Source organism: Polycladomyces zharkentensis (assembly GCF_016938855.1).
Classification (GTDB): domain Bacteria; phylum Bacillota; class Bacilli; order Thermoactinomycetales; family JIR-001; genus Polycladomyces; species Polycladomyces zharkentensis.
Genome location: NZ_JAFHAP010000017.1, coordinates 55,120 through 80,608 on the forward strand (window position 1 = coordinate 55,120; position 25,489 = coordinate 80,608).

At 49.1% G+C, this 25,489-nt stretch carries 24 protein-coding genes and 1 riboswitch; of the genes, 11 read left to right on the forward strand and 13 right to left on the reverse strand.

Annotated elements, in window-relative coordinates; genetic code table 11:
• Nucleotides 1-128: 128 nt before the first annotated feature.
• Nucleotides 129-860, reverse strand: a complete 732-nt coding sequence (locus JQC72_RS15260; RefSeq protein ID WP_205497150.1) for a hypothetical protein — start codon at nucleotides 858-860, stop codon at nucleotides 129-131.
• Nucleotides 861-1,478: 618 nt separating this feature from the next.
• Here JQC72_RS15260 and JQC72_RS15265 point away from each other — a divergent pair.
• Both JQC72_RS15265 and JQC72_RS15270 read left to right on the forward strand, forming a co-directional pair.
• Complete coding sequence (locus JQC72_RS15265) at nucleotides 1,479-1,766, forward strand: hypothetical protein (protein ID WP_205497152.1); 288 nt, start codon at nucleotides 1,479-1,481, stop codon at nucleotides 1,764-1,766.
• Nucleotides 1,767-2,214: 448 nt separating this feature from the next.
• Nucleotides 2,215-2,679 (forward strand): hypothetical protein, encoded by a 465-nt coding sequence (locus JQC72_RS15270; protein ID WP_205497153.1) that lies wholly within the window; start codon nucleotides 2,215-2,217, stop codon nucleotides 2,677-2,679.
• A gap of 890 nt (nucleotides 2,680-3,569) precedes the next feature.
• Here the strand turns inward: JQC72_RS15270 and JQC72_RS15275 are convergent.
• The 4 genes from JQC72_RS15275 to JQC72_RS15290 form a co-directional block, all read right to left on the reverse strand.
• Nucleotides 3,570-4,208, reverse strand: a complete 639-nt coding sequence (locus tag JQC72_RS15275; RefSeq protein WP_205497156.1) for a DUF4241 domain-containing protein — start codon at nucleotides 4,206-4,208, stop codon at nucleotides 3,570-3,572.
• An 887-nt stretch (nucleotides 4,209-5,095) separates the two neighbouring features.
• Nucleotides 5,096-5,479 carry an Imm7 family immunity protein gene (locus tag JQC72_RS15280; RefSeq protein WP_205497157.1) on the reverse strand — a complete coding sequence of 128 codons (384 nt, stop codon included), beginning with the start codon at nucleotides 5,477-5,479 and terminating at the stop codon, nucleotides 5,096-5,098.
• Nucleotides 5,480-5,614: 135 nt separating this feature from the next.
• Nucleotides 5,615-6,316, reverse strand: coding sequence for a hypothetical protein (locus JQC72_RS15285; RefSeq protein ID WP_205497159.1), 702 nt, complete (start codon nucleotides 6,314-6,316; stop codon nucleotides 5,615-5,617).
• A gap of 1,391 nt (nucleotides 6,317-7,707) precedes the next feature.
• The gene (locus tag JQC72_RS15290; RefSeq protein WP_205497161.1) at nucleotides 7,708-7,914 is read right to left on the reverse strand and encodes a hypothetical protein; all 207 of its coding nucleotides are present in this window, start codon (nucleotides 7,912-7,914) and stop codon (nucleotides 7,708-7,710) included.
• 377 nt (nucleotides 7,915-8,291) lie between these two features.
• On the opposite strand from JQC72_RS15290, the gene JQC72_RS15295 reads away from it, so the two are divergent.
• Nucleotides 8,292-8,477 (forward strand): hypothetical protein, encoded by a 186-nt coding sequence (locus tag JQC72_RS15295; protein WP_205497163.1) that lies wholly within the window; start codon nucleotides 8,292-8,294, stop codon nucleotides 8,475-8,477.
• 373 nt (nucleotides 8,478-8,850) lie between these two features.
• Here the strand turns inward: JQC72_RS15295 and JQC72_RS15300 are convergent, their stop codons facing one another.
• Both JQC72_RS15300 and JQC72_RS15305 read right to left on the reverse strand, forming a co-directional pair.
• On the reverse strand, nucleotides 8,851-9,573 hold the full coding sequence (locus JQC72_RS15300) for a hypothetical protein (RefSeq protein WP_205497165.1): 723 nt from the start codon (nucleotides 9,571-9,573) through the stop codon (nucleotides 8,851-8,853).
• A gap of 4 nt (nucleotides 9,574-9,577) precedes the next feature.
• Entirely contained in the window at nucleotides 9,578-10,372 is a 795-nt protein-coding gene (locus JQC72_RS15305) for a hypothetical protein (RefSeq protein ID WP_205497167.1), read from the reverse strand.
• Nucleotides 10,373-10,549: 177 nt separating this feature from the next.
• Here JQC72_RS15305 and JQC72_RS15310 point away from each other — a divergent pair, with 177 nt between their 5' ends.
• The 7 genes from JQC72_RS15310 to JQC72_RS15340 all read left to right on the forward strand — a co-directional run bounded on the left by JQC72_RS15310 (nucleotide 10,550) and on the right by JQC72_RS15340 (nucleotide 16,781).
• Nucleotides 10,550-11,845: an anti-phage deoxyguanosine triphosphatase gene (locus JQC72_RS15310; RefSeq protein WP_205497169.1), complete on the forward strand. Its 1,296-nt coding sequence runs from the start codon at nucleotides 10,550-10,552 to the stop codon at nucleotides 11,843-11,845.
• Between the two features lie 313 nt (nucleotides 11,846-12,158).
• Nucleotides 12,159-12,638 carry a hypothetical protein gene (locus JQC72_RS15315; RefSeq protein WP_205497170.1) on the forward strand — a complete coding sequence of 160 codons (480 nt, stop codon included), beginning with the start codon at nucleotides 12,159-12,161 and terminating at the stop codon, nucleotides 12,636-12,638.
• A gap of 120 nt (nucleotides 12,639-12,758) precedes the next feature.
• Entirely contained in the window at nucleotides 12,759-13,121 is a 363-nt protein-coding gene (locus tag JQC72_RS15320; protein WP_205497172.1) for a hypothetical protein, read from the forward strand.
• 62 nt (nucleotides 13,122-13,183) lie between these two features.
• Nucleotides 13,184-13,996 carry a carbon-nitrogen family hydrolase gene (locus JQC72_RS15325; RefSeq protein WP_205497174.1) on the forward strand — a complete coding sequence of 271 codons (813 nt, stop codon included), beginning with the start codon at nucleotides 13,184-13,186 and terminating at the stop codon, nucleotides 13,994-13,996.
• A 424-nt stretch (nucleotides 13,997-14,420) separates the two neighbouring features.
• Complete coding sequence (locus JQC72_RS15330; RefSeq protein ID WP_205497176.1) at nucleotides 14,421-15,221, forward strand: transporter substrate-binding domain-containing protein; 801 nt, start codon at nucleotides 14,421-14,423, stop codon at nucleotides 15,219-15,221.
• A 100-nt stretch (nucleotides 15,222-15,321) separates the two neighbouring features.
• Entirely contained in the window at nucleotides 15,322-16,014 is a 693-nt protein-coding gene (locus JQC72_RS15335; RefSeq protein ID WP_335342486.1) for an amino acid ABC transporter permease, read from the forward strand.
• Nucleotides 16,015-16,028: 14 nt separating this feature from the next.
• On the forward strand, nucleotides 16,029-16,781 hold the full coding sequence (locus tag JQC72_RS15340; protein ID WP_205497180.1) for an amino acid ABC transporter ATP-binding protein: 753 nt from the start codon (nucleotides 16,029-16,031) through the stop codon (nucleotides 16,779-16,781).
• 166 nt (nucleotides 16,782-16,947) lie between these two features.
• Here the strand turns inward: JQC72_RS15340 and JQC72_RS15345 are convergent, their stop codons facing one another.
• The 6 genes from JQC72_RS15345 to JQC72_RS15370 all read right to left on the reverse strand — a co-directional run bounded on the left by JQC72_RS15345 (nucleotide 16,948) and on the right by JQC72_RS15370 (nucleotide 23,654).
• Entirely contained in the window at nucleotides 16,948-18,261 is a 1,314-nt protein-coding gene (locus tag JQC72_RS15345; RefSeq protein WP_205497182.1) for an MFS transporter, read from the reverse strand.
• Between the two features lie 31 nt (nucleotides 18,262-18,292).
• Nucleotides 18,293-19,468 (reverse strand): iron-containing alcohol dehydrogenase, encoded by a 1,176-nt coding sequence (locus tag JQC72_RS15350; protein ID WP_302104928.1) that lies wholly within the window; start codon nucleotides 19,466-19,468, stop codon nucleotides 18,293-18,295.
• Between the two features lie 196 nt (nucleotides 19,469-19,664).
• Nucleotides 19,665-20,477 carry a YqhG family protein gene (locus tag JQC72_RS15355; RefSeq protein WP_205497186.1) on the reverse strand — a complete coding sequence of 271 codons (813 nt, stop codon included), beginning with the start codon at nucleotides 20,475-20,477 and terminating at the stop codon, nucleotides 19,665-19,667.
• On the reverse strand, nucleotides 20,446-22,164 hold the full coding sequence (locus JQC72_RS15360) for a DEAD/DEAH box helicase (RefSeq protein WP_205497263.1): 1,719 nt from the start codon (nucleotides 22,162-22,164) through the stop codon (nucleotides 20,446-20,448). Before JQC72_RS15360 ends, JQC72_RS15355 begins: the two co-directional genes overlap by 32 nt.
• Nucleotides 22,165-22,422: 258 nt before the next feature.
• Nucleotides 22,423-23,256, reverse strand: a complete 834-nt coding sequence (locus tag JQC72_RS15365) for a YheC/YheD family protein (RefSeq protein WP_205497188.1) — start codon at nucleotides 23,254-23,256, stop codon at nucleotides 22,423-22,425.
• Nucleotides 23,253-23,654, reverse strand: a complete 402-nt coding sequence (locus JQC72_RS15370; RefSeq protein ID WP_205497190.1) for an aspartate 1-decarboxylase — start codon at nucleotides 23,652-23,654, stop codon at nucleotides 23,253-23,255. The genes JQC72_RS15365 and JQC72_RS15370 overlap by 4 nt, the downstream gene beginning before the upstream one ends.
• Before the next feature lie 338 nt (nucleotides 23,655-23,992).
• A riboswitch (glycine riboswitch) is annotated at nucleotides 23,993-24,092 on the forward strand.
• Nucleotides 24,093-24,279: 187 nt separating this feature from the next.
• Here JQC72_RS15370 and gcvT point away from each other — a divergent pair.
• Complete coding sequence (gene gcvT, locus JQC72_RS15375) at nucleotides 24,280-25,374, forward strand: glycine cleavage system aminomethyltransferase GcvT (RefSeq protein WP_205497193.1); 1,095 nt, start codon at nucleotides 24,280-24,282, stop codon at nucleotides 25,372-25,374.
• The last annotated feature ends 115 nt before the right edge of the window (nucleotides 25,375-25,489 follow it).

Sequence of the window (25,489 nt, forward strand, 5' to 3'; positions counted from 1 at the left end):
AACAAATGGGCAAAATTCTTACCATGGGCTCATGATGCATTGCATCCCTCCGACCGGAGGGATGCCTTACTTCATCTTCAAACGGACTCACAAGCTCGATGGGAGGTTCAAATCATCCCAAAATACTCTTACAACCTATCCAATTCTGCCCATTCAATCCAGTCAACGATCTCGTCTTTCTTTCTCGTTTCGATGGTGCGAGTCGGATGTTCCTTGTCACCGTCTTTGAACACCCGTAGGACGAACCGTCCATTGGGATCACAGCCGGGCTCCCACCCCAGACGGATTTCATCATGGTCGTCATTTTCCAACCGTAACAAGTCCCCGGTCAGGCTCGTCCACATCTCCGGTCGATCGGGAGGGATTTTAATAGGGTCTGTTTCCGTAAAGGTGTTATGTCGAACCGTCCACCCTTGATAAAATTTAATCGGTTGCAACCGAATCGGAGGAACCAGCAGTTCAATCGAAAACTCACGATCACGAGTGGGCAAAATCCCTTGGCTCACACCCCATGTAATCTTTTCGATGCCATCGAGTACTTCGTTCAAACTCCTCGTTTCGATGGAAAAGAGCTTTTTGAAGTCCTTGTGGGTCACCAGTTGAAGCTCAAATGCACCGTTCGGATCCCCCTCCGGATACCAGCCAAGATCCAATCCGAATGTCTCATCATAATGGATATACATTAGATCCTGCATAAAATCGAGCCATGCGTCTTCATCATCAGGGGAAACTTGGCGGGGATCCATATCATTGGAAAGAGAAGTAAACTGAATTCGCCACCCCGCATGGATTTTCAAAGGTTGACGATTAAAGATCGGGTATGGCTTGGAGGGAATCCGTTGATATTTCAAGAAGCTCATTTTTCACCTCTTCAATTAAAATCGTCATTTCAAATACGCAAAGTCATCTGAAAACGACTGCCACCCGACATCAAGGTGTCTGCTGCGGTGGTCGCTACGACCTCAGACACACCCGTGTATCCCTATTGCTCCAGCGAGGGTTCATCAAAAGATCATATCAGAATAGACTCGGTCAAGCAAGTATCACTTTAACCTTGGATACTTACTCCCAGGAACGGGACCGACTGATCAAGGAAATCGAAGCCTTCAAAAAACGGATGGAGGACAGAGTGAGACAAGGGCGACAGCAAGTGAAAGAAAAAGTAAATCAAAATCTAGGCAAACAATGATGAAGAAGCAAACCCAAAGACCAGTATTGGTTTCCGGGTTTTTGACAATGAACGGATTCTAACAATCAGAGTCAGGGCAAGCCCCATCTTGTTGGACCACATGCTTTTCATTATACTGAAAATACCTAGATTTTTTCTGGATTACTATGTTGAAATCAAACATGATGTTGAGAATTTGTGGAGCATGTTTAGGTTTATCAAATGGATTTTCCAGGGGATCGGCTGGTTATTTAGAGGAATTTGGAGGGTTATTATTTCGCTTTTCGATTGATTGATGGAGGGTAGATAAGTGAAATCGTTCAAACTCGTGGCTTCTTGGATATTTGTAATCATTTCCGTGATAGGGTTACTTATCGGATTTTATATCATGGGTCTTCCATTCGTAATGGCACTCCTTATCGGACCCATATTGGTATCAGTATTTTCCACCGATTCGCCGTTTACACCGGAATATGTGCCATACCTGATCTTTTTCGGAGGATACGCCCTTGAAATTGGTTGGTTTGCACTGTTGTCCTTCGCTTTAAAAAACATTGTGCTGTCGTTCAAAAAAGATGAGCAAGATTCCCAAACGTAGTGAGATGGACGATATGGATACCATTGTCCTGTTTTTATTGCGGCATCTGATTTAGTTGCTCCTTTCTTTCAATTGTTCGTTGATGTCTAGTTTTGAGCGGTTACGAAAAATTGGATTTCGTATAGTGCAAATACATTGCGTGATTGTTAGTGTTCCTGCTTTGATGGCATTGGCAATGATCAGTATGGGTGATCAAAAAACGTTTAATGATGGAATGATCTTTATGGGAATGTTGTTCTTGCCGTACGCCTTTTTTTGCATTCCCTTGGTTTCCTTTGGTTGGTCATTCATTGATTAATTCCTGGTCTGATTATGAGGAAAAACGGAATAGACAATCAGAAGTATTTGGCACGTTTTGTTAGTTTTTGGGACTCTGTTTGTGATAGCGTGGCTTATTCATCATTTTCATTCGCCACACTGATCTGAAAGGGGTGGGGGGTGGTATACGATGATGATCGATCAAACCGAAGTAAAAAATATTATATATCAACATACAGATAAATTTATTGCAGGTTTGAAAAAGTTTTTTTCTTATCGCTATGCTTCGACAGTCGATACCATCTTATTCGAAATCCATGGTGGTTTTAATGGGTTATTTAATATAAGCATCACTCCTATGGTCGAGGGCGAAGAATATGGTTATGAAAAAATAAGCGATTTATTGGATAAAGTAAATTTTGATGTGGAATTACAACAAATACTTCATTCAGACGAGAATGATACTTACAAAAGGAAAAAAAGGGAACTAAATGAGATTGCCCCGGATATGATATTCCAATTCTTTATAGAGTGTTTTGAAGAAGCAGGTGGAAACCAAATTCCCTATCGTTGTTATCTTCGACACCATGAAGCGGATGATGTGTTTGATCTCAAGAACAAGTCATGGCTGATTATTGACGAACTATATGAATAGTCCAGGATCAAATGTCCAGTGCTAAAAAGGGCTGCTTCTCTTGCGAGAGCTGCCCTTTTCCTTGTCTCACCGAATTTGAAGAAGCCCTGTTTTAACGCCTTCAGAGACTCAGAATTTTGGCCTCTGACGGTTCCAAAATCAAAAAGAGTGCTGAGAATCAGCTCATTAATCGGGGGAATCGTAAGCAGATATCAACCACCTTTTCAGCGTTTCTGCCTATGAAAGGTGATTTCCCGTCCATCGTTACGATCCAACCGAGATCAGTTCCATCGATAGTTCGTCCCACATCTATTCGGAAAGATGAACGGGATGACGGGAAGATCAACAGATCGCCAGTCTCTAAAGTCTCCAACTTCTTTAGTTGTTGTTGATCCATTCTGTGCCTTGCCTCGTATGAATCGTCAAAGTTTATCATGGCAACTGCTTGCAGGCGATACGTCATGATCACGATCCAATTTGAACGGATCACCGGGTTGATGGGCTTCAAAAAGCGTTGTGCTTCTTTCTGTGTTCTAAAGTCAGAGCAGTCCCGGTCACCCGTTATAGGTTCCTTCACTGGAGGTTTTTTCGCTGGTGGTTTCTTAACTGGTGGTTTCGGTGGTTCCTTTATCGGAGCAGGAAGTTACTTTCACACCATTTGCCGGGGTCAAAGCCGTCATCAGTGACATATCCGGGGCACTTCCAAATACCAATATGTTTTGTTTTAGCCACGTTCTCCGCTTTCCGGAACTCCACGTACTGTCTCAACTTTCCCATTGATCTTAAAGGTTGCGGTGTTACCGTCCACTGCCTCTAGGAATTGAGCCGATTGAATCCAATCTCCCTTTCCTAAATCAGCTCATACATACATTCAAAATCTTCTTGGTGAACCACGCACAGCTTACTTTTGTTTAATCTTCTTCATACAAACCAAAATCCGTTACCAAACAACAGATATGATTTTCATCATCATAACCCCAATAGGATGCATAATATCCGTCACCCAGCCCACTTGAAAAGGTGATTATGTTACCTGACGGTTCTATTTGAATATCAGCCCAATCTCGTGTATCAGCATAATTATTTTTCGTTTCTTCTAAAATAAACTCATGAAATAGAGGGTTCTCTTGTGATATTTTTTTATATCTTAGGGCAGTTTCATAATCCATAAAACATCCTGTACCACTATCAACCGGATAACCAAAAACTTCACCGTCTTCTAAAGTATTGGGATCTTGTCCTTTCTTTAAAGCCATTTCCCACCGCACAACTTTACTTTCTTTTATTTTAATCATCGCCGCTCCAATCCGTTCGTCGTCATCATCCAGATAATGGACAATATTGATGACTACCGGATATTCACCTGGAACAACTTTGTTGACAAACGGTTCCGTGCCAGGCGAAACGAAAGGATCACACGCAACAATTTGACCTGATAATAGACTTATTTTGCCCACTTCGATGTTTTTTGTCATTCCTTCTCCCAGGTGAGTATCAATTTTTACGTTATCTTGAAAGAGATTTGCGAAATCAGGAATTTTGATTCTCATGACAGAACCTCTCATCCGTAGATGCCCCTTTCGGGGCAGTAAATCAAATCTACTTACTATACTTCCAAAACCCATTTATCGCTTTTTCGAGATATCCCTCAAAGCATAATGCCTACCACCGAAGTTATGGTCATATACACATATTTTCTCATCGGGTGGTACGAATCCGATTGGGTTCCCTTCACCGTCAATGTTATACTGGCGCCGGCTCCAATCCTTTCAATGCACCTTCTGAGCAGATCCTTCATAAACCAGGCAACCACGTCATACCATCCGACGGCATCCAAGAGCGCTTCCCCGGCGTATCTTCCGGAACCCGGAGATCTCAGCCCACTTGCGGACCACTGTTATCTTTCAACCACATTTGGATTGTTATATGAACAACCATAAACCTGATCAGGAAACGCTTCTGCCATAAATATGAATATGATTTGTCCATTAGGGTGCGCCAATCTGGAGATCATATATGACAATGAATATTTTCGTATAACATTGGAAAGATATGTTGGTACATAATCAACCGTCTTTTTATTTAAGACGAGGCTTTCCACTGGCGACAAATTTATGATTTTTTCACGCCAATAGGATGAGACACTTATTTCATAGATTACATCATACAAATATTTCTTGTGTAACTTTTTTCGAAGTCTCTTTTTCATTACATCGCCTCCTATTTATCCGGTGCGGAACCACCACTGTCAGAGTAGGCAGCGAGAACGGCTCGTTCTGAGAGCAAACCCCATTGGAACATGCCCACTTTACGGAATCATACCGTTTTTCCCTTACCGGTTGCGTCCATTCATCCGGCTTTTAGATACCTTTCAGTTTTTTGCATGCTTAAATTAGAACGGTTTAAAAGATGCCCTTTTCGGGGCGGTAAATCAAATCTACTTGGGATCGTCCAGCAAGGGGATACAAGGAGATAAAAACGGATCCCTTCGCTCATGAATTTTCCCTCGCATTAACACGAACACTTGAAATTCGTTGGCCAAACCGTTTGGATCTTCGTCATCCCATACATAGAGCAGACCGTATGCCCGGGGAGATAGTTTGGCGACATATTGATACAATTCAAATACTTCATCAGCGTCTTGAGCTTTGTGATTTGTATATCCGGACGTATAGATATGATAGGAAGCATTGACCACCGTGATTCCAAGGACACCTCTCACCCATGCGTATTCTTCGATCCGCTGTTTAATCTTCTCAAACACTGCATCTTTATTTTTTTCATACTCTGGAATCATGATCCACCCGTGAAACTCATACATGGCTTTAATCCATCCTTTTTAGGGCGTTTGTTTCTTATCCCATAAGATATTGAAGGACCTTGAACGAAGGGCGATTCATCATCTCTGGATCGACACATCGCACATCGTTAGAAAAGCGGATAGTGAAAAACCGAGTTACAGCATGTCCAATGTCGCCATCTCAATCCAATCCACTACTTCCTCATTATTGCGCGTGTTAAAAGTACGAAGAGAGTTTTTCTTGTTGTTGGGATCAATCACCCGCAGGACGTATCGTCCGCTGGGATCGCCAGCCGGTTCCCATCCCAAGCGGATTTGTTTATCATGATATCCTTTCAGGCATAACAGATCATCTGTGAAATTTAGCCATATCACTTGTGAATCATCATCCAATTTGTTTGGATCAAGGTCCATAAAATTATTTCGTTCAATTGTCCATGATTTATGGATCTTGAGTGGCAGCAATCGAATCGGAGGAGTAATCTTTTCAAGGGTTAAGTGGGAATCTGAGCTGGGTAGGACACCCTGACTGACCCCCCATGTGATCTTATCGATTACATCCGCGATTTCGTCCAATCTTCTCGTTTCTATAGAAAGAATGGTTTCAAAATCTTGATGAGTGACAAACTGGAGTCCAAACGTACCATTGGGATCTGCTTCTGGATACCATCCTACATCTAGTCCATAAATCTCATTGTAATGAATGTAAAACAAATCTTGTGTGAATTTGAAAAGCCATACATCCTCATCATCCGGTGGTACCGTTGCAGGATCTAAATCTAAAAGATGATGAAACACAACCGTCCATCCCGGATGAATTCTGAGAGGTTGATAGTCGATTGAATTTTGTTTTCTCACTTCGTTCCCCCCTTTAATAGCTCACTTCTACGTATCCATTTGTTTTTATAACTGTCAACACGTTTTATTGACATCGGATGCCCGTGAAATTCAGGTGGTCCCTTTCTACTGAGTTCAGACCGAATCCAGGTAGTAGGTTCACCTTGATCGTATCCAACAATCCGACCTGTATCATAGAAGAAATAGATCCTGTTTTTGTCCTCAACGTAAATAAATTCAGCTTTCATCAAAGCTTCTTTTTCATTTTTTTTCTGTAAACATTCGGTAAATATTGGGCCGCATTGTAGCTAAACCGTTTTGCCTCATCCTTTTGTGTGTTTGATGTAATGTTCCGGCTGCGCGTTGGCAATTCTGCTTCTAAACTCCTTACTTGCATAATATCCACCATGGGCGATTTTGTCCGTTTGTATTTTATCTCCCAACTATCTCAATCTCTGCTGTGCTAAACAAACCTGATCCGGTACGGAACCACCACTGCGGTGTAAGCGGTGGGGACGGCTCGTTCCGAGAGCAAGCCACCATTGGAACAAGCCCACTCTACGAATTCATCCCGTTTTTCCCTTACCGGTTGTGTCAATTCATCCAGCTTATAGACATTAGGTACATGCTGGAATAAGCAGAAATATCCGACTGAGTTGAATGATTACAAAAAAAGCCTTCCGAACTGAGGGCATACTTTATTTATCATAAACAATCGTAGTATATTCAATTTCGCTGGATCAAAGTTCAAACACAGTCCCAATGTAAATTTGGATTCAAGTTTCCTTCATTTTCATAAAAGTACTTAAAGGCAGCTACAACATCTTCTATCTTCACACACCAACAAGCCATCGGGCGTGTGAATTGTAATCGTGTATTCCTTATCTTTTGGCTCATCAGGATGAATCAGTCTACAATTTTTGTCAGCAGATACATACCCGACTACGTATCGTCTTTCGCCATTTATCAGATCCCCACCGCCACAAGTTATTTCCGATACTTCCTCTAATTCAAGATAAAAGTTATTAAATTTTTTCCATCTAAACTCTTAATAACGTCATATATTTGTTCCCAAGTAGGATTGTCTCCTTCGTATAAATCTGAACTCAAGTAAAAATTCATCACTTATTCACTTTCCTTGGCTTTGATATTTTTCCTGAAAACGGATTGTAAACATGCTCTGTTTTTGATCAAAACTGATCCTAGGTGAATGGTGGCTCACGCAGTATTTCTTGGAAATGTTGAACCGCACGACAAAGACGGGAAAAATCGTGTTTGACGTACCAAATAATCAATATTGATTCCTTTACATTAGCTAGACTGGTTTCCACTTCGATCGATCGACGACAATTCAGTTGAGCAAATGAATAATATCGAAAACCCGGCCAGTGAATAGTCGGGTTTATCAAAAATTAGACACAGTCCCAGTGTAAGTTTGGATTCAGGTCTCCTTTTGTATCATAGAAATATCTAAAAGCATTGATCACAGTCTCTTTCTTCACACACCAAGCCGCTGGTGTTTCATCGGGGGTTTGAACCGTAATCACATAAAACTTGTCGGTTGGTTCTTGTTGGTTAATTAAACTACCATTTTTATCTCCTGATACATAGCTGACCACATACCTTCTTTCCCCTTCCTCCTCCACACGTCATCATTGCTACGCCATTTATATCAAATACAAAATGGTTGAATGATCCCCCATCCAACTTTTCAATTGCATTGCTAATCTCTTCCCAAGCAGGGTATTTTTCATCATCCAAGTCTGCGAAGAAATAACACATCAGCTATTTCCCCTTTTTTGATGGTTTTGAAATATTTCCTGTAATTGTTTTCGGTATCTATCTCATCAAAGGAGGCAAATCCGCCTTCGTAATGGTAATTTTGATATTCATTGCAAGTCTGTTTTTCAATGCATTACAACCCATTTACCATGCCATCATTGCCGATCTTTCAGAACCGAACCGGCGTGGTGCGACTTTTGGGATGGCCAACTAGGTGGGGGAAATCGGTGCCGTTCTTTCACCCGCTGTCAGTGGCACGTTGCGGGATGCAACGAACAGTTGGTCTCCGGCGGTTTTCCTTGATGCAGCGATCATCCTTTCCTTTTTCGTGTTGGTGCTGTTCGTGAAAGAGAGAAGGATAGCGATGGGGCAAAGTATCCATCAAGCCATTGATGGATGATTACCATTTGAGAGCCTTCGCTGACGAAGGCTCTGTTTGCTGTTTGTTCAACTTTAACTGAGAGAATTTTGGCCGCTCATTCGAATGCTGGTAGGTTATTTGTCTGATTACAGATAATAAACAAATGGTGATCCCCTCGTTTGTACTTCCCGGTTATAACTTGGCGAAAGCAGACGGTGCGATGCCGAAACGGGTCAAAATGAAAGCCGGCCGGGTGACGAAGGCGGATTTGAGGAGTGCGAAAGGCGCATTACCGGTAACAAATGGGCAAAATTCTTACCATGGGCTCATGATGCATTGCATCCCTCCGACCGGAGGGATGCCTTACTTCATCTTCAAACGGACTCAACAAGCTCGCTAGTAGTTTCGAATCTTACAATCTGCCCAATGTGGCCCATTCGATCCAGTCAACGATCTCTTCTTTCTTTCTCGTTTCGATGGTGCGAGTCGGATGTTTCTTGTCACCGTCTTTGAACACCCGTAGGACGAACCGTCCATTGGGATCACAGCCGGGCTCCCATCCCAGACGAATTTCATCATGGTCGTCATTTTCCAACCGTAACAAGTCCTCGGTCAGGCTCGTCCACATCTCCGGTCGATCGGGAGGGAGTTTAATAAGGTCTGTTTCCGTAAAGGTGTTATGTCGAACCGTCCACCCTTGATAAAATTTAATCGGTTGCAACCGAATCGGAGGAACCAGCAGTTCAATCGAAAACTCACGATCACGAGTGGGCAAAATCCCTTGGCTGACACCCCATGTGATCTTTTCGATGCCATCGAGTACTTCGTTCAAACTCCTCGTTTCGATGGAAAAGAGCTTTTTGAAGTCCTTGTGGGTCACCAGTTGAAGCTCAAATGCACCGTTCGGATCCCCCTCCGGATACCAGCCAAGATCCAATCCGAAAGTATCTCTATAATGGATATACACCAGATCCTGCATAAAATCGAGCCATGCGTCTTCATCATCTGGGGAAACTTGCTGGGTATCCATATCATTGGAAAGAGAGGTAAACTGAATTCGCCATCCGGCATGAATTTTTAATGGCTGACGATGGAAGATCGGGTAAGGTGTTTTCGGAATGGACTGGTTTTTCATTTTTTCACCTCTTTAATCGTATTGATTTTTTTAAATAGCCATCTACCCTTTTCTTGGACATGGGATGCCCGTGATATTCAGGTTTTGATCTATCACCGATAGGTAATTCAGCACGAATCCAGGTTGTAGGTTCTCCATTATCATAACCAACGATTTTTCCTGTATCATAGAAGAAATAAGCAACACCATTCTTCACAAAAACGTATTCAGCTTTCATCAATGCTTCTTTTTCAAGCTTTTTTCTGTCAACATTAGGCAAAAACTGAGCGTGTTTGTAGCTAAATCGCTTCGCCTCATCTACTGTTCGGGCATCAGTGTGTTTGTCGTAAGGTGCTGGTTTTGCATTCGCGATGCGTTTGCGGAACTCCTTGCTCATAAAATATCCGCCATGGGCGACTCTGTCTCTCCGTGCTTGATCACCCGACCATCCCAATATCTGCTGCATCAAACATTCCTTGTCCGGTATGGAACCACCATTGTCGGCATAGGCGGTGGAGACGGCTCGTTCCGAGAGCAAGCCACCATTGGAACATGCCCACTCTACGAATTCATCCCGTTTTTCCCTTACCGGTTGTGTCCATTCATCCAGCTTTTTGGTAACTTTTCCTCCGAGCAGCTTCTTGTCCAGCTTTGCCGGGAATTTTCCGCCTTTGCCTACTTTCTTGCCAATCAAGTATTCCAGGAAAGGCTCGGCATAGCGATCGTAACCGCCCAGTTCCTCACCGGTATCCCAGTCTTTCCCCGTGGTCAGCTCGTAAATGGTGGGTGTCGGGTCGAAAAAGTCAACGACTTCCCCCACGAGCGGGCCGAGGCCCGGCAATATAATCCGAAAAACAGTATCCAACTACTGCGAAGGTCGACGGATGAGGGGTGTTTTCCACTTCCTCAAATCCATGGAAGGGATTTTTTGCAAAAAAACGAATGAACCTATGACCCGGACATAAACCTCATAGAAACGGACAAAGGGGGATTGGGGATGTGGTTGTCTGATGCGCCCAATCGATTGTACGGTTCAGCGGATTGGGAACGGCGGTTTTCCCATCCGAAGCGCTCCGCAGAGGAGCCGCGGGACGAGTTTGAAAGGGATTACGGTCGGATCGTGCACAGTGCGGCCTTTCGGCGAATGCAATCCAAAACGCAGGTGATCGGTACCGGGGTGAGCGATTTTCCCCGCACCCGGTTGACGCATTCGATGGAAGTGGCGCAGATTGCCCGTGGAATCGCCATCGCGCTCAACCGACACTCCCCCTTGTTGCAACCGGATCGGAAGATCGACACGTCCTTGATTGAAGCGGCGGCACTGGCTCACGACTTGGGTCATCCCCCGTTTGGCCATCAGGGAGAACGTGCGTTGGATGCCTGTATGCGGGAACATGGCGGTTTCGAAAGCAACGCTCATACGTTTCGCCTTTTGACCCGGCTGGAAGGGAAACCGCCGCAAGGGCTGAACGTGACCCGGGCGTTGTTGTTGTCCATACTGAAATATCCCATTGTCTACGATGATGCTTGCAATCCCAAAGCGGCCTCCTATCCACCCAAAGCGGGGGTCTTTGCGGAGGATCGGGAAGCGTTTGAGTGGGTTCTGCGTCCGTTTTGCAGTGACGATCTTGCTTATTTTCTGCAAGCGGAGCGTCCGGCCAAGGACAAACATGTACGAACGGTCAACCAAACGCTGGAATGTTCCATCATCGAAATCGCCGATGACATTGCTTATGCCACCCACGATTTGGAGGATGCACTCAATTTGCGGATGGTGGACGTCGAGCCGATCCGCCGACTGATGGAGCGGGATCGATTGCATGAAGCTTATCCGGGACTGAAAAAGGCAGTGGATGTGCTGCGGGATCTTCACCCCCGTGACGAAGAATTCAAATCGAAGCTGAAGCATATGTTTGCTTACTTGATCGATACATTCGTCCGCAACGTCCAATTGCGACAGGTACCGGGCGTCACATCCGACCGTTTGCGATGGACCGCTTTTTTGCCTGATGAATTGCGGTGGTTGTGCGCCGATCTCAAAACGCTTGTCAAAGACGAAGTGATCGATTCCGATACCGTACAGACGGCGGAATGGAAAGGACAGTACATTGTCCGCAAACTGTTTGAAGCGTTTTTGCAAGAGCCCAAACTGCTGCCCAAAAAAGACCGCCTACTGGCCGAGGAAGGGAAGAAGGAACGGGTTGTATGCGATCACATCGCGGGCATGACGGATTCCTACGCATGGAAAACCTTTGCCAAATTGTACGGGATCAGTCAGCGTTTTTTTGATTGAATGGTCCCTTGTACGGGTTCGGTTTGTTGAGTCTGCGGCTCCGGTATCTGATCCGTATCGTGTGTATATTTGTCCCGGCTGCGTTCAGGAAGCTGGTGATGGCCGCTTCGAATCTGAGGCGCAGGGGGCGCGCCTCTCCGATTCTCCGTTCGGCAAGAGGTTCGATCCGGTTGCCTGGAAAACATGGTCGCCTGATGGTTTGAGCAGGCCACTTTGCGGGAAGTTTCTGCCCCTTACCGGGGCTTTTGTTTTGCGGATCGCATTTGATTGGAAGGATATTGGAAAAGATGTTGGCATGATGGGGGGGATATCCTTGAACAAACGATTGGCGATGATCCTGACAGTTGGTCTGTTGACGGCGGCAGCCGGTGTTTGGACGGCGACACAATGGCAGGGAAAAACGGTGATCGGAGAAACCTGGATGTTGCAGGGTACGTTGAGATACTTGGACTTGGAAGGCGGTTGCTGGGTGCTGGAGGATGACACAGGGCAACGATACCAGCTGGTGGGTTTGCCCTCCTCGCTGTTGCAAAACGGCGTCCGTTTGCGACTGGAGGTAAAAAAGGCGGAGCGTATGATGGGGAAATGTCAGACGGGGGAATTTGTCCGTGTGTTGCGCGTGCTTCAGGTACAGAGGCCAAAACTCAACCGTCAAGGACAAAAATCGACGGCGAAATCTCCCTCATTTCACCCATGGGAGAAGTGGGGAGAATGTGGTACAATCGACTCAAATCACTTTTTGAACCGGCAAAAGCCGTTAATTAGTACCATATCGACAGAATCTGGCGGATAGAAAGAAAAACCGATCGAATCCAAAAATATCTGAAAACGGTTTGGGTTTCAGACAAGTTCCCTGGTTCACTGAAATGACGGCAAAGCTTGTCGGATTCTTGATTATGGGGGTGAGGAGGAAATGGGTACCCAGCGGGAGACCCGGCCGCAGGAATTGAGAGACATTTTGCCCTTTATCGACAGAAGCGTGCGGGAACTGCGCCGGTTTGAGCCGGGACAAGATCCCGCGCCGATCCGGTTGGTGCTGGAAAACGTTCAGCAAGTGCAGGAAACCCTGCATCGGCGGAATCTGACCAAACGCTACCCCCAGTTGCACGAAGTGGTTTGCTTCCTTTACTTATGTTGCTTCAGTGTCGTTCAACTTGGCGGTGAGTCGTTTCACACTTACCGGGAGGAAGTGAAACTGCGTTACAAGGGATTGCTGCGGAGCCTTTACTTTTTCCGTCGCCCGCGCGTCACGAGGAAATGTATGAACCAATATTGAACATCCACCATGGTCAATGGCCGTGGTTTTTGTTTGAATGGAGAAAAAGGGGGAACAAGGGAATGCGCATTTCGTTGGTACAAATGGATATCGCGTGGGGAGACCCGAAACAAAACCGGCAACGGGCGGAAGAATGGATTCGTCAGGCCGCGGAACGAGAGCAGGCAGACGTGGTCGTACTGCCTGAGATGTGGAACACGGGTTATGCGTTGGATCGCTTGGAAGATGGTGCTGACCGGGGAGAGCTGGCGGAATGGATGGCGTCGACCGCAGCGCGCTACCGTGTTCATCTGGTGGGGGGTTCCATTGCCGAAAAAAAAGCGGACCATTTTTGGAACACGGCTTATATTTTCGACCGGCATGGCAAGCAAGTGGCCCGATATGCCAAAGTGCATCTGTTCCGGTTGATGGACGAGGAAAAATACTTACAGGCGGGGGATCAACGGGTTTCATTCTCCCTTGAATCGCACCGGGCGGGCGTGATGATCTGCTATGACATCCGTTTTCCCGAATTGGCGCGCTCCCTGGCGTTGGACGGAGCGGAGATTTTGTTCGTTCCAGCCGAGTGGCCGCTGGCACGCCTGAAGCATTGGCGGCTGATGAACCAGGCGCGTGCCGTGGAGAACCAGTTGTACGTCGTGGCGTGCAACCGGGTGGGTGTCGGCGGTCGGGATGTGTTTGGCGGGCATTCCATGGTGGTTGATCCTTGGGGAGAAATCCTGGTTGAAGGCGGGGAAGAGGAAGCGTTGCTGACGGTGGAGATCGATCTCGCCGAAGTCGCACGTATCCGGCGGAAGATTCCGGTGTTTGAAGATCGTATGCCGGGAGTGTACCGGAGCTTGGGGATCGACCGGGACGGCGATGGAGAATCCTGACCATCACATGATCGGATAAGCGGTATGGGTATCCGGTCAGGGTGTGTCGGTTCATTCGTAAAGGGTCCATGTTTTTCCGAGAGAACAACTGACCAAGCCCTGGCCGAGAAAATACCCGGAAAGCGCAGGGAATTGCAGGCAATCTTCTTTAAGAGAAGCGTATTTTTTCCCTCGTTCTGTTCGGGGTCTGAAGGACCATGTGCAGCCTTTTTGAGGGCACGGTGGAGCCGGGAAAGCCATGTGGACAGTGTTTACAAGACAACCCTGCTATCAGGCCGAGGAGAGGGATCTTTCCGGCGATTAATCGGATGGATCGGGGGTAGCCTATTATTGACAGAACGGGGTCTATTCGGTATGATGATGATCGTGTTCTTAACCGTAAATACCTACCTGTCAACTGGGTTTTAAGGGAGCGATTGGAACCATGAAGCGTTGGAGCTTGATCCTGATCACAGTATTATCGATGATCTTTCTTGCCGCGTGCGGCCAAGTGAAGATCGTCGATCAATCCTCAAGCACGGATCATCTGTTGGATCAAATCAAAAAGCGGGGCACGATCCGCTTTGGAACGGAAGGGACCTACAAACCTTTCAGCTATCATGATGAAAAAACGAAACAACTGGTCGGTTTCGATATTGACGTGGCCAAAGAAGTGGCCAAACGCTTGGGCGTAAAGGCACAGTTCACGGAAGGTCCCTGGGACACGTTGCTCAGCAGTCTCAGCGTGGGTCGTTTCGACTCGGTGGCCAATCAGGTCGGGGTCAAGCCGGAGCGGATGAAAAAATTCGACTTCTCCAAGCCGTACACCGTGTCCTATGCGGTGTTGGTGGTGCACAAGGATAACAAGGACATTCACGGACTGGCGGATATCAAAGGAAAACGCGCCGGTCAAACTCCGACGAGCAACTACGGACAGATGGCCCAAAAAGCGGGTGCCAATCTCGTATCGTATGAAGATATGATGACCGCGATGCGCGATGTGGCCGCCAAGCGGGTGGATGTCAGCATCAACGACCGACTGGCCGTGGCCGAAATGATGAAAACGGTCAATCTGCCGGTCAAAGTGATCCCGATTACGGCTGAAAAAGGGGTCTCCGCTTTCCCGGTACCGAAGGGAAATAAAGACTTGGTGGCGGCGATCAACCGCGCATTGGACGATATGCGCAAAGACGGAACATTGGCGAAGATCTCGGAGAAATGGTTTGGTCAGGACATCACGAAGTGAGGTTGGGCGGCTCTTTCACGGAGCCGCTTTTCTCCTTTTTCGGAATGACCGGACACAACTTGGATATCTTCAGATGAAGCAACCGAAAGGTGGGACAACCGTGAGCGGATGGTGGGAACACATCCAATGGGAAAACATCTTTGATGTCCAGTCGGCGTTTGAATCGACACCGTTTGTATTGAAAGGGATCACATACACCATTTCGATCAGTTTCGTCACCATGGCGATCGGATTGGTGTTGGGACTCATCACCGCGATGGCCCGCATGTCGGACAACGTCCTGCTCAGGTGGCCGGCCCGCGCCTACATTTCGGTGATCCGCGGCACGCCGCTGTTGGTGCAACTGCTCATCTTGTACGTCGGTTTGCCGGTGATCGGGATTTCCCTCACCGCGATTGCCGCCGGGGTGATTGGCTTGTCACTCAACGTGGGCGGATATTCGGCGGAAACGATTCGCGGCGCTATACTCTCCATTCCCAAAGGGCAATGGGAGGCGGCGCAATCGCTCAACATGACGTATTGGCAAACGATGCGACGCATTATCATCCCGCAGGCGACGCGCGTGGCTTTGCCGTCGCTGGCTAACACGTTCCTCAGTTTGGTCAAGGACACATCGTTGTTGTCCGTTGTCACCGTGCCGGAGATGATGTATCAGGCGAAAATCGTCGGCGGCCAGACCTATGATTATATGACCGCCTACATTCTGGTGGCCATCATTTATTGGATCATTTGTACGGTGCTCAACGTGTTGCAGGATTGGCTCGAAAAACGGTACAGCCGTTTTGCGGCGTGAGAGGAGGGGCGGACATGATTCACATTCGTGGTTTGCGGAAACGATTCGGAGAAACGGAAGTTTTGCGCGGGATCGATCTGAACATCAAAGAGGGAGAAGTCGTCTGTGTGATCGGTCCGAGTGGATCAGGGAAATCGACGCTGCTCCGGTGCATCAATTTGCTGGAAACGCCCACCGCCGGAACGATCGCCGTCGCTGGTACGGAACTGTCGTTTGGACAGGGGAAAGTGAAGGAAAAGGATGTTCGCACCCTTCGCAGCAAAACGGGGATGGTCTTTCAAAGTTTCAACCTGTTCCCCCACAAAACGGTGCTGGAAAATGTGATCGAAGGTCCGGTTGTGGTGAAAAAGGCGGACAAACGCACCGCCATCGAGAAAGCGGAAACGCTGTTGAAAAAGGTGGGGTTGTTGGAGAAACGGAACGAATACCCGACGCGTCTCTCCGGCGGACAACAGCAACGGGTGGCGATTGCCCGTGCGCTGGCGATGGAACCGGAAGTGCTGTTGTTCGATGAGCCTACCTCGGCTCTGGACCCCGAACTGGTGGGCGAAGTGCTGAAAACGATGAAGGAGCTGGCTCAGGAAAATCAGACGATGGTCATCGTCACCCATGAGATGAATTTCGCCAAAAACGTGGCTGATCGGGTGCTGTTCATGGATGCGGGCCAAATCGTGGAGCAAGGAACGCCGCAGGCACTGTTTACCGAACCGAAAGAAGAACGAACCCGGCAGTTTCTGGCCAAGATGCTGGCGGACCCGACAGTGTGACGGTTTTTCCGAACGTTTAGCCCTGTCAACACGACAGGGCTTTTTATCGCGAAAAGTGGTACGGTCTGTTCCGTTAATGGCTTGACATTGGCATCAAGTCACAAGAAGATTGGTTTCGCCTAAACTGGTCACTGCTTACTGTGATTTGCCGGCATGCCGGGTTGAATCAAGACGAAATGGATTTTGCTTCCATCCGCTTTTCTGATACCTCATTTTGATACGTTTCAGCAGTCCAGTAGACGGAGATGAGTGTGACCAGACACATGAAGATCAAATAAACAGCCACTCCCCAAGGTTTACCGCCCGTCCAAGCGATGAGCGAGGTGGCGATCAGCGGGGCAAGCCCTCCGGCAAATACCGATGCCAACTGGTAACCGATGGAGACGCCGCTGTAGCGCACCCGTGTGCCAAACAGTTCAGAGAGGAAAGCGGCTTGCGGACCGTACATCGCTGCGTGACCAAGCGCCAGCGCGATGACAATTGCCAGCCATGTAAAGAAGGTACTTTTCGTGTCAAGCAGCCAAAAGAAGGGGAAAGCAAACAATGCGGTAAACGCGGCTCCACCCATGTATACCGGACGTCGACCGATGCGGTCTGACAGAGCGCCAAACAGCGGCACTGCGAAAAACTCTGCAGCGGTGGCTATGGTTACGCCATTTAAGACCATGCTTTTGGACATTCCCAATTGTTCAGTCGTATAGGTCAGAACAAACACACTAAAGATATAGAAAGTTCCGTTCTCGGCAAAACGCGCCCCCATTGCCTGCAGCACCTGTTTTGGATGAGCTTTGAGCACTTCCAGGATCGGCAGTCCGGCTTCCGTTCCTGTCTCCTTTACTTTTTGGAAGGCGGGTGTTTCCATCACACGCAGGCGAATAAACAGGCCTACTCCGATGAGAACAATACTGACCAGGAAGGGGATTCGCCACCCCCATGCCAAAAATTGCTTCTCCGGCAGAGACGAAAACATGGTGAATACAGCAGTCGAGAGCAACAGCCCTCCCGGTACTCCCATCTGGGCCCAACTGCCATAAAACCCTCTTTTCCCTTTTGGTGCGTGCTCTACTGACATCAAGGCAGCACCTCCCCATTCTCCTCCTACGCCGATCCCTTGCAGCAAGCGCAAGACGATGAGCAGGATGGGTGCCCAAATGCCGATACTTTCATATGTGGGCAACAGCCCGATCAAAGCGGTGGCGATCCCCATGATCATCAGCGTTGTGATCAGCATGGACTTACGGCCGATTTTATCGCCGTAATGACCAAAAATCATGCCTCCAAACGGTCTCGCGACAAAACCGAGCGTAAAGGTGGCAAATGCTTGCAGTGTTCCAATCAGCGGATCAGACTCTGGAAAGAAGAGTTGAGGAAAAACCAGAGCCGCCGCTGTCCCATACAGAAAGAAGTCATACCACTCGATCGCCGTTCCGATGAAACTGGATAGAGCGGATTTGACGGCTTCGCTGTTTTTCTGAGCCATGTAAGTTCACTCCTGTCTTGTTCTGTTTTTATCAAATATTAACAAAATGATAATCATAGCATTGATGATACAACTCGACGATTTCCGCATGCGTCGGAATGCGCGGATTCATTCCCGGACTGCCGCTTTCCAAGGCATCAGCGGCCATTTTATCAACTGCTCGTTCAAATTCGGCTCTGTCGATGCCTTGTTGACTCATGTTGGGAATATGAAGATCCATACAGAGTTGTTTGATCAAGGAGATGACACCGTCAGCCGCTTCTGCATCGGAAAGCGTTTTCAAATCATCGGAAAATACGCGTCCAATCCTTGCCAGTCGCTCGATGCAAGCCTCTTTGCTGAACTCCAACACAGCCGGGAGCAGCATCGCATTGGAAATGCCATGAGGAACGTGAAAAATGGCTCCAATCGGGCGGGACATGCCATGAATCAGGCAAACGGAGGCATTTGAAAAAGCCATACCCGCTTGCATCGCCGCCAAAGCCATGTTTTCTCTGGCCGTAATATGATCTCCATTCTCATAGACCGTTCGGATATTCCGGCTGATCAATTGAATCGCAGACAGGGCCAACGTATCCGTGATGGGGTGGGCACGGCGGGACAGATACGCCTCAATCGCATGGCACAAGGCATCGATTCCGGTGGAAGAGGTAACATGTGGCGGTGATGTAAGGGTTAAGATGGGATCGACAATGGCCACGGCGGGGATCAAAGCGGGATGCTTGATCATCATTTTTACATCGTTTGTTGTGTTGGTGATCACAGTCACACTGGTTACTTCCGAGCCTGTACCTGCTGTCGTCGGGATGGCGATCAATGGGATCGGTCGGTGGGAAATTTCTTTGTTCACTCCGATGTAGTCACCGATATATCCACCGTTTACCGCGACGATGGAGACCGCTTTGGCAGCGTCCAGACAACTCCCACCGCCAATGGCGACGAGCAAATCGCAGTTTTCTTTTTGGAAAAGTTCCAGCGCTGCGGCGACATGCTGATCGGTAGGCTCAGAATTGACATCCGGGTAGGATAAAGAAGCAACTCCGGCCTGGTGGAGCAGTTGCTCACACCGCCTGATGTAACCGAGCTTTTCCATGACCCGGTCACTGACGATCAGTGCTTTGCTCCCTAAACTTGCGGCATGCCTCCCTGTTTGCAAGAAAGAATCGCGGCCATAAAGTACAACCGGCGGTACGCGAAATTCGTTCAAATCATATTCCTCCCCCTGCTTGGACGTGGATACAGAAAACATATGTAATGAAGTAAAGCTGGATTCATATCTGTCCCCACATTTTAACGGAAATATTCGACTATTATACTAATTCATAATATTATGCTCAGTCAAGGAGAGACATGATCAAGACGGGAGGAAACCGCCACCCGCGGTTTCCTCTTCTTCACTCCCCTCAATTCCCCCCGTCCAGATAAAACAACCCCGCATTCACCACCGACACTTCCACGCGCGGGTGGTACTGCCACACCGCCTCACGAATGCGTTGTTTCTTTTCTGCCCGGGTTTCGTCGTTGAGAAGCAGGTTGTCCGGATAGTAGAGGTCCAGCTGGTCCAGTTCCTGTTCCAATTGTTCGTAGGCTTCATGAGCCCAAGTGCGATCCTGTTCTTCGATGTGCTTTTGCAGGTGGAATTCCAGCTCGCCCACGCCTTCGGCGATACCGAAATGAGGTTGAATGACGTGCCGATTGGCGGGCAGTTTGGACGACCATTGTTTGTGTTGAAGATGTTCGTAAAACGACTTCACCACTTCTCCGCTGTGCAGATTGATGCCCAGATCGACGATCTCGTCCTTTTTCCGGTCACAGACATAGGAGACGAGAAAGTTGACCCCCAACCACGGCACGTATGGCCGGGAGAGCAACGGATGCGGGGCGGTGGTGGATGGAGATTCGAACAGCCGAACAAAACGCCCCCGTTTTTGGGCGGATTCCAACAGCAAGGCGAAGCGGGGAGAACCGAAGTTCATCAGTTCACCGCTCAGGTCGGGCGAAGCCGCTTCCGGATCGAAGATCAGCGTGAGGATGGCAGGATTTGCGGGCAGGCCCATCCGTTCCACATACATCCAGTAAAACGGACGGTTCATGATGTCCTTGTCCGCCTCCACCGACAGTTGCACTTGCAGGTGGGCCGGACTTTTTTCGATGATACTGCATTCTTGGGACATAAAGTAGCGTTCAGCGAAGTTGCGCACTTGTTGTGGATTCATGGTCTGAATCCTCCCGTTGCCGTAGTGTCCGTTCACCGGAGCGTCTGCGGGCATGATGGATGCGATCCCCGATTTGTCCGAACCGTTCGCGGATTTCCCGGTCATCTTTCGCTTCCATCACGATCTGCATCAAGTTTTGTTCCATCGAGTCTGTCATGTCCAACCGCTCCAGGATCGTTTCCAGATCACCGATCACCGACTGGAACATGTCGATTTTCTCATGCAACAGCCAGATAATATGCTCTTCGATCGTATTTTCCGTCGCGAAATTGTAAATATGAACATCGTGGGTTTGTCCCAGCCGGTGGACACGCCCGATCCGTTGTTCGACACGCATCGGGTTCCACGGCATGTCATAGTTGATGATGTGATGGCAGAACTGCAGGTTGATCCCTTCGCCGCCCGCTTCGGTGGCCACCATGACCTGGGCGCGCTTTTGAAACAGTTCCATCATCCAGTCCTTTTTGTTGCGCTGAAATCCACCGCGGTACGGGATGGCGGAAATCCCTTTCTCAGCCAGGGCACGAATGATCATCTCCTGCGTGGCGCGGTATTCGGTGAAAATGATCCATTTCTCATCGCTGTTTGACAGCATTTCCACCACTTTTTTCACCTTGGACTGTTCCTTGACGGCGCGGAGCAGGTCAATCAGGTGCTGCACTTCCGGCGAAATGGTTTCCCGCCCTTTCTCCCCCTGCTGAAACAGCTTGAACAGCGTGAGAAACACCGCGTCCCGACTGCTGCACACTTCCCGTTGCAAAACGAGCAGGGAGAGCAGGGTCTTCAGATTTCCACGTCCTTCCCGGTAACGGTCGCGCACAAAACGGGTGACCCCTTCGTACAAGTCCCGCTCCTCCGGAGAGAGCCGGATGGGCACGGTGTAGACATGCCGCCGGGTGAAGGACAGATTGCTGTCACTCCGTTTGTTGCGGATCATGACCCGATGGATTTCCTCGCGTAGTTGTTCCGGGTTTTTCGCTTTGCGTTTGCCTGCCATATGTTCGGTTTGAAACGTGGATTGACGGCCGAGGTGCCCCGGTTTGAGCAGCGTAACCAAGTTGTACAGCTCGTCCAACTGGTTTTGCACCGGCGTGGCTGTGAGTAACAGGCAATATTTCTTTTGCAACTCGTTGATGAACTGCCAGTTTTTCGTCCGGCGGTTTTTCAGTTTGTGCGCTTCATCGACGATCAGCATGTCGTAGCGGTGAGACAGTACGATGCTCCGGTGTGGGTCGCGTTTGGCGGTATCGATGGATGCGATCAGGATATCGTATTTCTCCCACATCCACTCTTTCTTTTGCGCCATCGCCGGAATCTGAAACTTCTGGTTCAACTCCCGCGTCCACTGAAGAACGAGGGAGGATGGTACCAGGATGAGGACTTTTTTGACCAATCCGCGCAACAGATACTCTTTGAGGATCAAGCCGGCTTCGATTGTTTTTCCCAAACCGACTTCATCTGCCAAAATGGCCCGTCCCCGCATTTCACCGATCACGCGGCGGGCTGTCTCGATCTGATGGGGGAGCGGTTCAAATCCGTGCAGGTGCTGAAGGCACTGCAACGCGTCAAAATGAGGAACGACTTTCGCCTGAGTGGCTTCCAATGCCAACCGGAATTGATCCCACGTGCTCCAGTCGGCGTCTTTCTCGATATGACGCAGCAAATCGACCAACCACTTGCGATCCATGCGAATGGGTAACGACACCGCGATAGCCTCCTCGTCCGCTTCCGAATGTTTGCCAGATTTTAGTATGAGCGGATAAGGAAAAAAGTATGAGCAATGTTCTCCATCATGATCGTTACAAGTGTATATGGGAAGTGAGGAACGGGAGTTGTCTTCCGGGCGATCGGTTGAGGATGCTCATTCGGAGACGGCATCGGGGGAGAGTTGGGTGATCATTTTCCGAAGAACGACTTTTTCGCTCGCGATATGGCGGCCCCCATCTCAATCTGTCCCGCCATCCGAATCAGATTGACCGAACACGATATCCTGCAACCATTGCGGAACACCGACGCGTCGGGCGTAGCGGCGGCGAATCTCCTGATATTGTTTGGTATCGGGCAGTTGGGCGAACAACTCATGGCTGGGGCCTCCCCATGCGTCATTGGTATTTACCTCCAACAGCCACCATTGCCCGTTCCCGTCCACTCCCAAATCCAGTCCCACTTCCGCAAACCGATGAACCGTGTCCAGTGACCGACAAACCCAATCGGCGATCGCTCGCCAGGAGTGGTGGGTGGTTTCTGCCAGTCCCAATGCCTGTAACACCCGTTCCGTCGGGATCACCTCGCCCCCGGTGATCCCCACATTGGAAACGATCCCTCCGCTCCCGGCCACACGCACCAAATCGCCGGCGTACACCCAATGGTTGTCGGTATCGCGTTGGAGATGAACACGGACGTCGAACGGACGGTTTTGGTAGGTGTGGAGCGGGGCGGCCTGTTGGGCGATATAGTTGTCGGATTTCGGGTGGGATGAGGAGAAAACGGGCCAAAAGCGGAGCCAATCGGGGAACATGAGCTGTTGACCCGTTTCTTGTCGGGTCCAGTGTATCTGGCTCGCCTGTTGTTCCACCAGACTGATCCGACTGCCACCAAATCCGGCGACGGGTTTGATGTAGACCCGTTCGTATCGTTGAAGCAAACGATGCAACGTGGTCTCATCCAACAGGTGAGTTTCCGGCAGATGGCAGGGGGCGTCCCGTTGTTCCGACAGTAACAGGTGCATACCCCATTTGTTGAGAAAACGCCGTTCAGGGTCCCATCCTGCCGGTTTCATTTCCCTTCTCCACGGATGTGGTGGGCGGTTTGCCGGGTGTAGGATTTGACGTCCACCGGATGGTTTTGTTCATCCACCAAAACGGTGCGGTGCTGAAACCGTTCCAAATCCGATTCGGTGTAAAAACCGACACTGAGGATGATGACGAGGTCTCCCGCTTGGAATAAATGGGCGGGTGGACCATTCACGCAGATTTCTCCGCTTCCGTAGGGGGCAGGGATGGCGTAGGTTTGCCACGTCTGGGCGGAGCGGAGACCGTTGATCTGTACCATTTCAAACGGGCAGATCGAAGCGGATTCCATCAATTGTTCGTCAATGCTGATGCTCCCGACATAATCGAGGTTGGCCTTTGTCACCTTTGCCCGGTGAATTTTTCCTTTGCACGCCATATGCAGCATGTATCATCCGTCCTTTGATGTCGATGAAATCATGGGATAATGTATGATGAAATGGAGAAAAGGTTTGGAAAATGGGCCGGAAAATCCGTTTCGCATTTTCAGTTGTTTCAAATCGTTTCGCCATTGGGAAGAGAAATGTGTATAATGGATCATGGAATACCTCATGGAAACGATTGTGTGCCGAATTTTATCGTGAAAAGTATCGATTTTGTTCGGGATTTATGGCACAATGAGAAGGAGAATTGCTGTATACGGGGCAGATCAACCCCGATAGGGGAACATTGAAGACGGATAAGGTGTTCCCGGCCATTGTTCGACAATTGCATACGACCAAGCGGTTGAAGGCGGGAGGAGAGACCATGCTTTGAGGCATGGCGCCGAAGGAGCAAACCCGTTACACAGGGTGAATCTCTCAGGCAAAAGGAGGCCCGCTGGACGCAACTCTGGAGAGCGCTCACCACGCGAGTGAGCCACCCAAGGGGCAATCCCGCTCCCCATGCGGGATGAACTCTCAGGTTTCCGGACAGAGTGGAACGCACCTGATACGGGCGATCCCTCTGTCTTTTTGTTTGAAAAGATGGAATATGTGGCAAACTGTGGTGGAAATCGTGCGGAGGTGGAGAGGTTGTCGGAATTGAAGCGTACCCCTTTATATGAAGTGTACAAAGATGAAGCGAAGCTGGTTCCCTTCGCCGGGTGGGAGATGCCTGTACAATTTGCGGGGATCAAGGCGGAGCATGAAGCGGTTCGGACGCGTGCGGGCTTGTTCGACGTCTCCCATATGGGAGAAGTGGAGATCAGTGGTCCGGATGCATTGGCGCTGGTACAGAAGCTGACGACCAACGATGCTTCCAAATTGCAGGTGGGACAGGCGCAATACTCGTTGATGTGCTACCCGGACGGCGGCACGGTGGACGACCTGCTCGTGTACAGGGGAGAAGATTCGTTCATGTTGGTCATCAACGCCGCCAATATCGACAAGGATCTGGAATGGATCGAGAAACAGGCCGAAGGGGAAGTCACGGTGCGGGATATTTCCCGGGAAACGGCCCAGTTGGCGCTGCAGGGTCCGCTTGCCGAGCAGATTCTGCAAAAGCTGACGAAAACCGATCTCTCCTCAATCGGATTCTTCCGTTTCCGGCAAGATGTCGATCTCGACGGAGCGATCGCACTCGTGTCCCGTTCGGGGTACACGGGGGAAGACGGTTTTGAAATCTACCTGAGTCCGGACGATGCGCCTTCGACATGGAAGAAAATCCTGGAAGCCGGTGCGGATGAAGGCGTGGTACCGTGCGGATTGGGTGCACGGGATACGCTGCGTCTGGAGGCGCGTCTGCCGCTGTACGGACATGAGCTGTCCGCCAGCATCACCCCGTTGGAAGCCGGTTTGGGGTTCGCCGTGAAGCTGGATAAAGGCGATTTCATCGGACGGGATGCCCTGCTCAAACAAAAAGAAGAGGGCGTGCCGCGCAAATTGGTCGGTCTGGAGATGATCGGGCGGGGGATCGCCCGGGCGCATTATCCGGTGTATGTGGGTGAGGAGGAAGTGGGTGAAGTCACTTCCGGCACGCAATCACCGACGTTGGGCAAAAACGTGGCGCTGGCATTGATCGACTCCCGGTATGCAGAGACGGGGAACCGCGTGCATGTGGATGTGCGGGGTAAACGGGTGGAAGCCGCGATTGTGCCCACACCCTTTTACAAACGACCGAAAAAATAAGAACGATCACAACAGCAGATTGTTGGCAAACGGTTGCGAGGAGCGAAGTCATCTCCCGGCCGAGCGGAGGCGGGAGAGACGGTTCGCGAAGCTTTGTCTGCAATCTACTACAGGG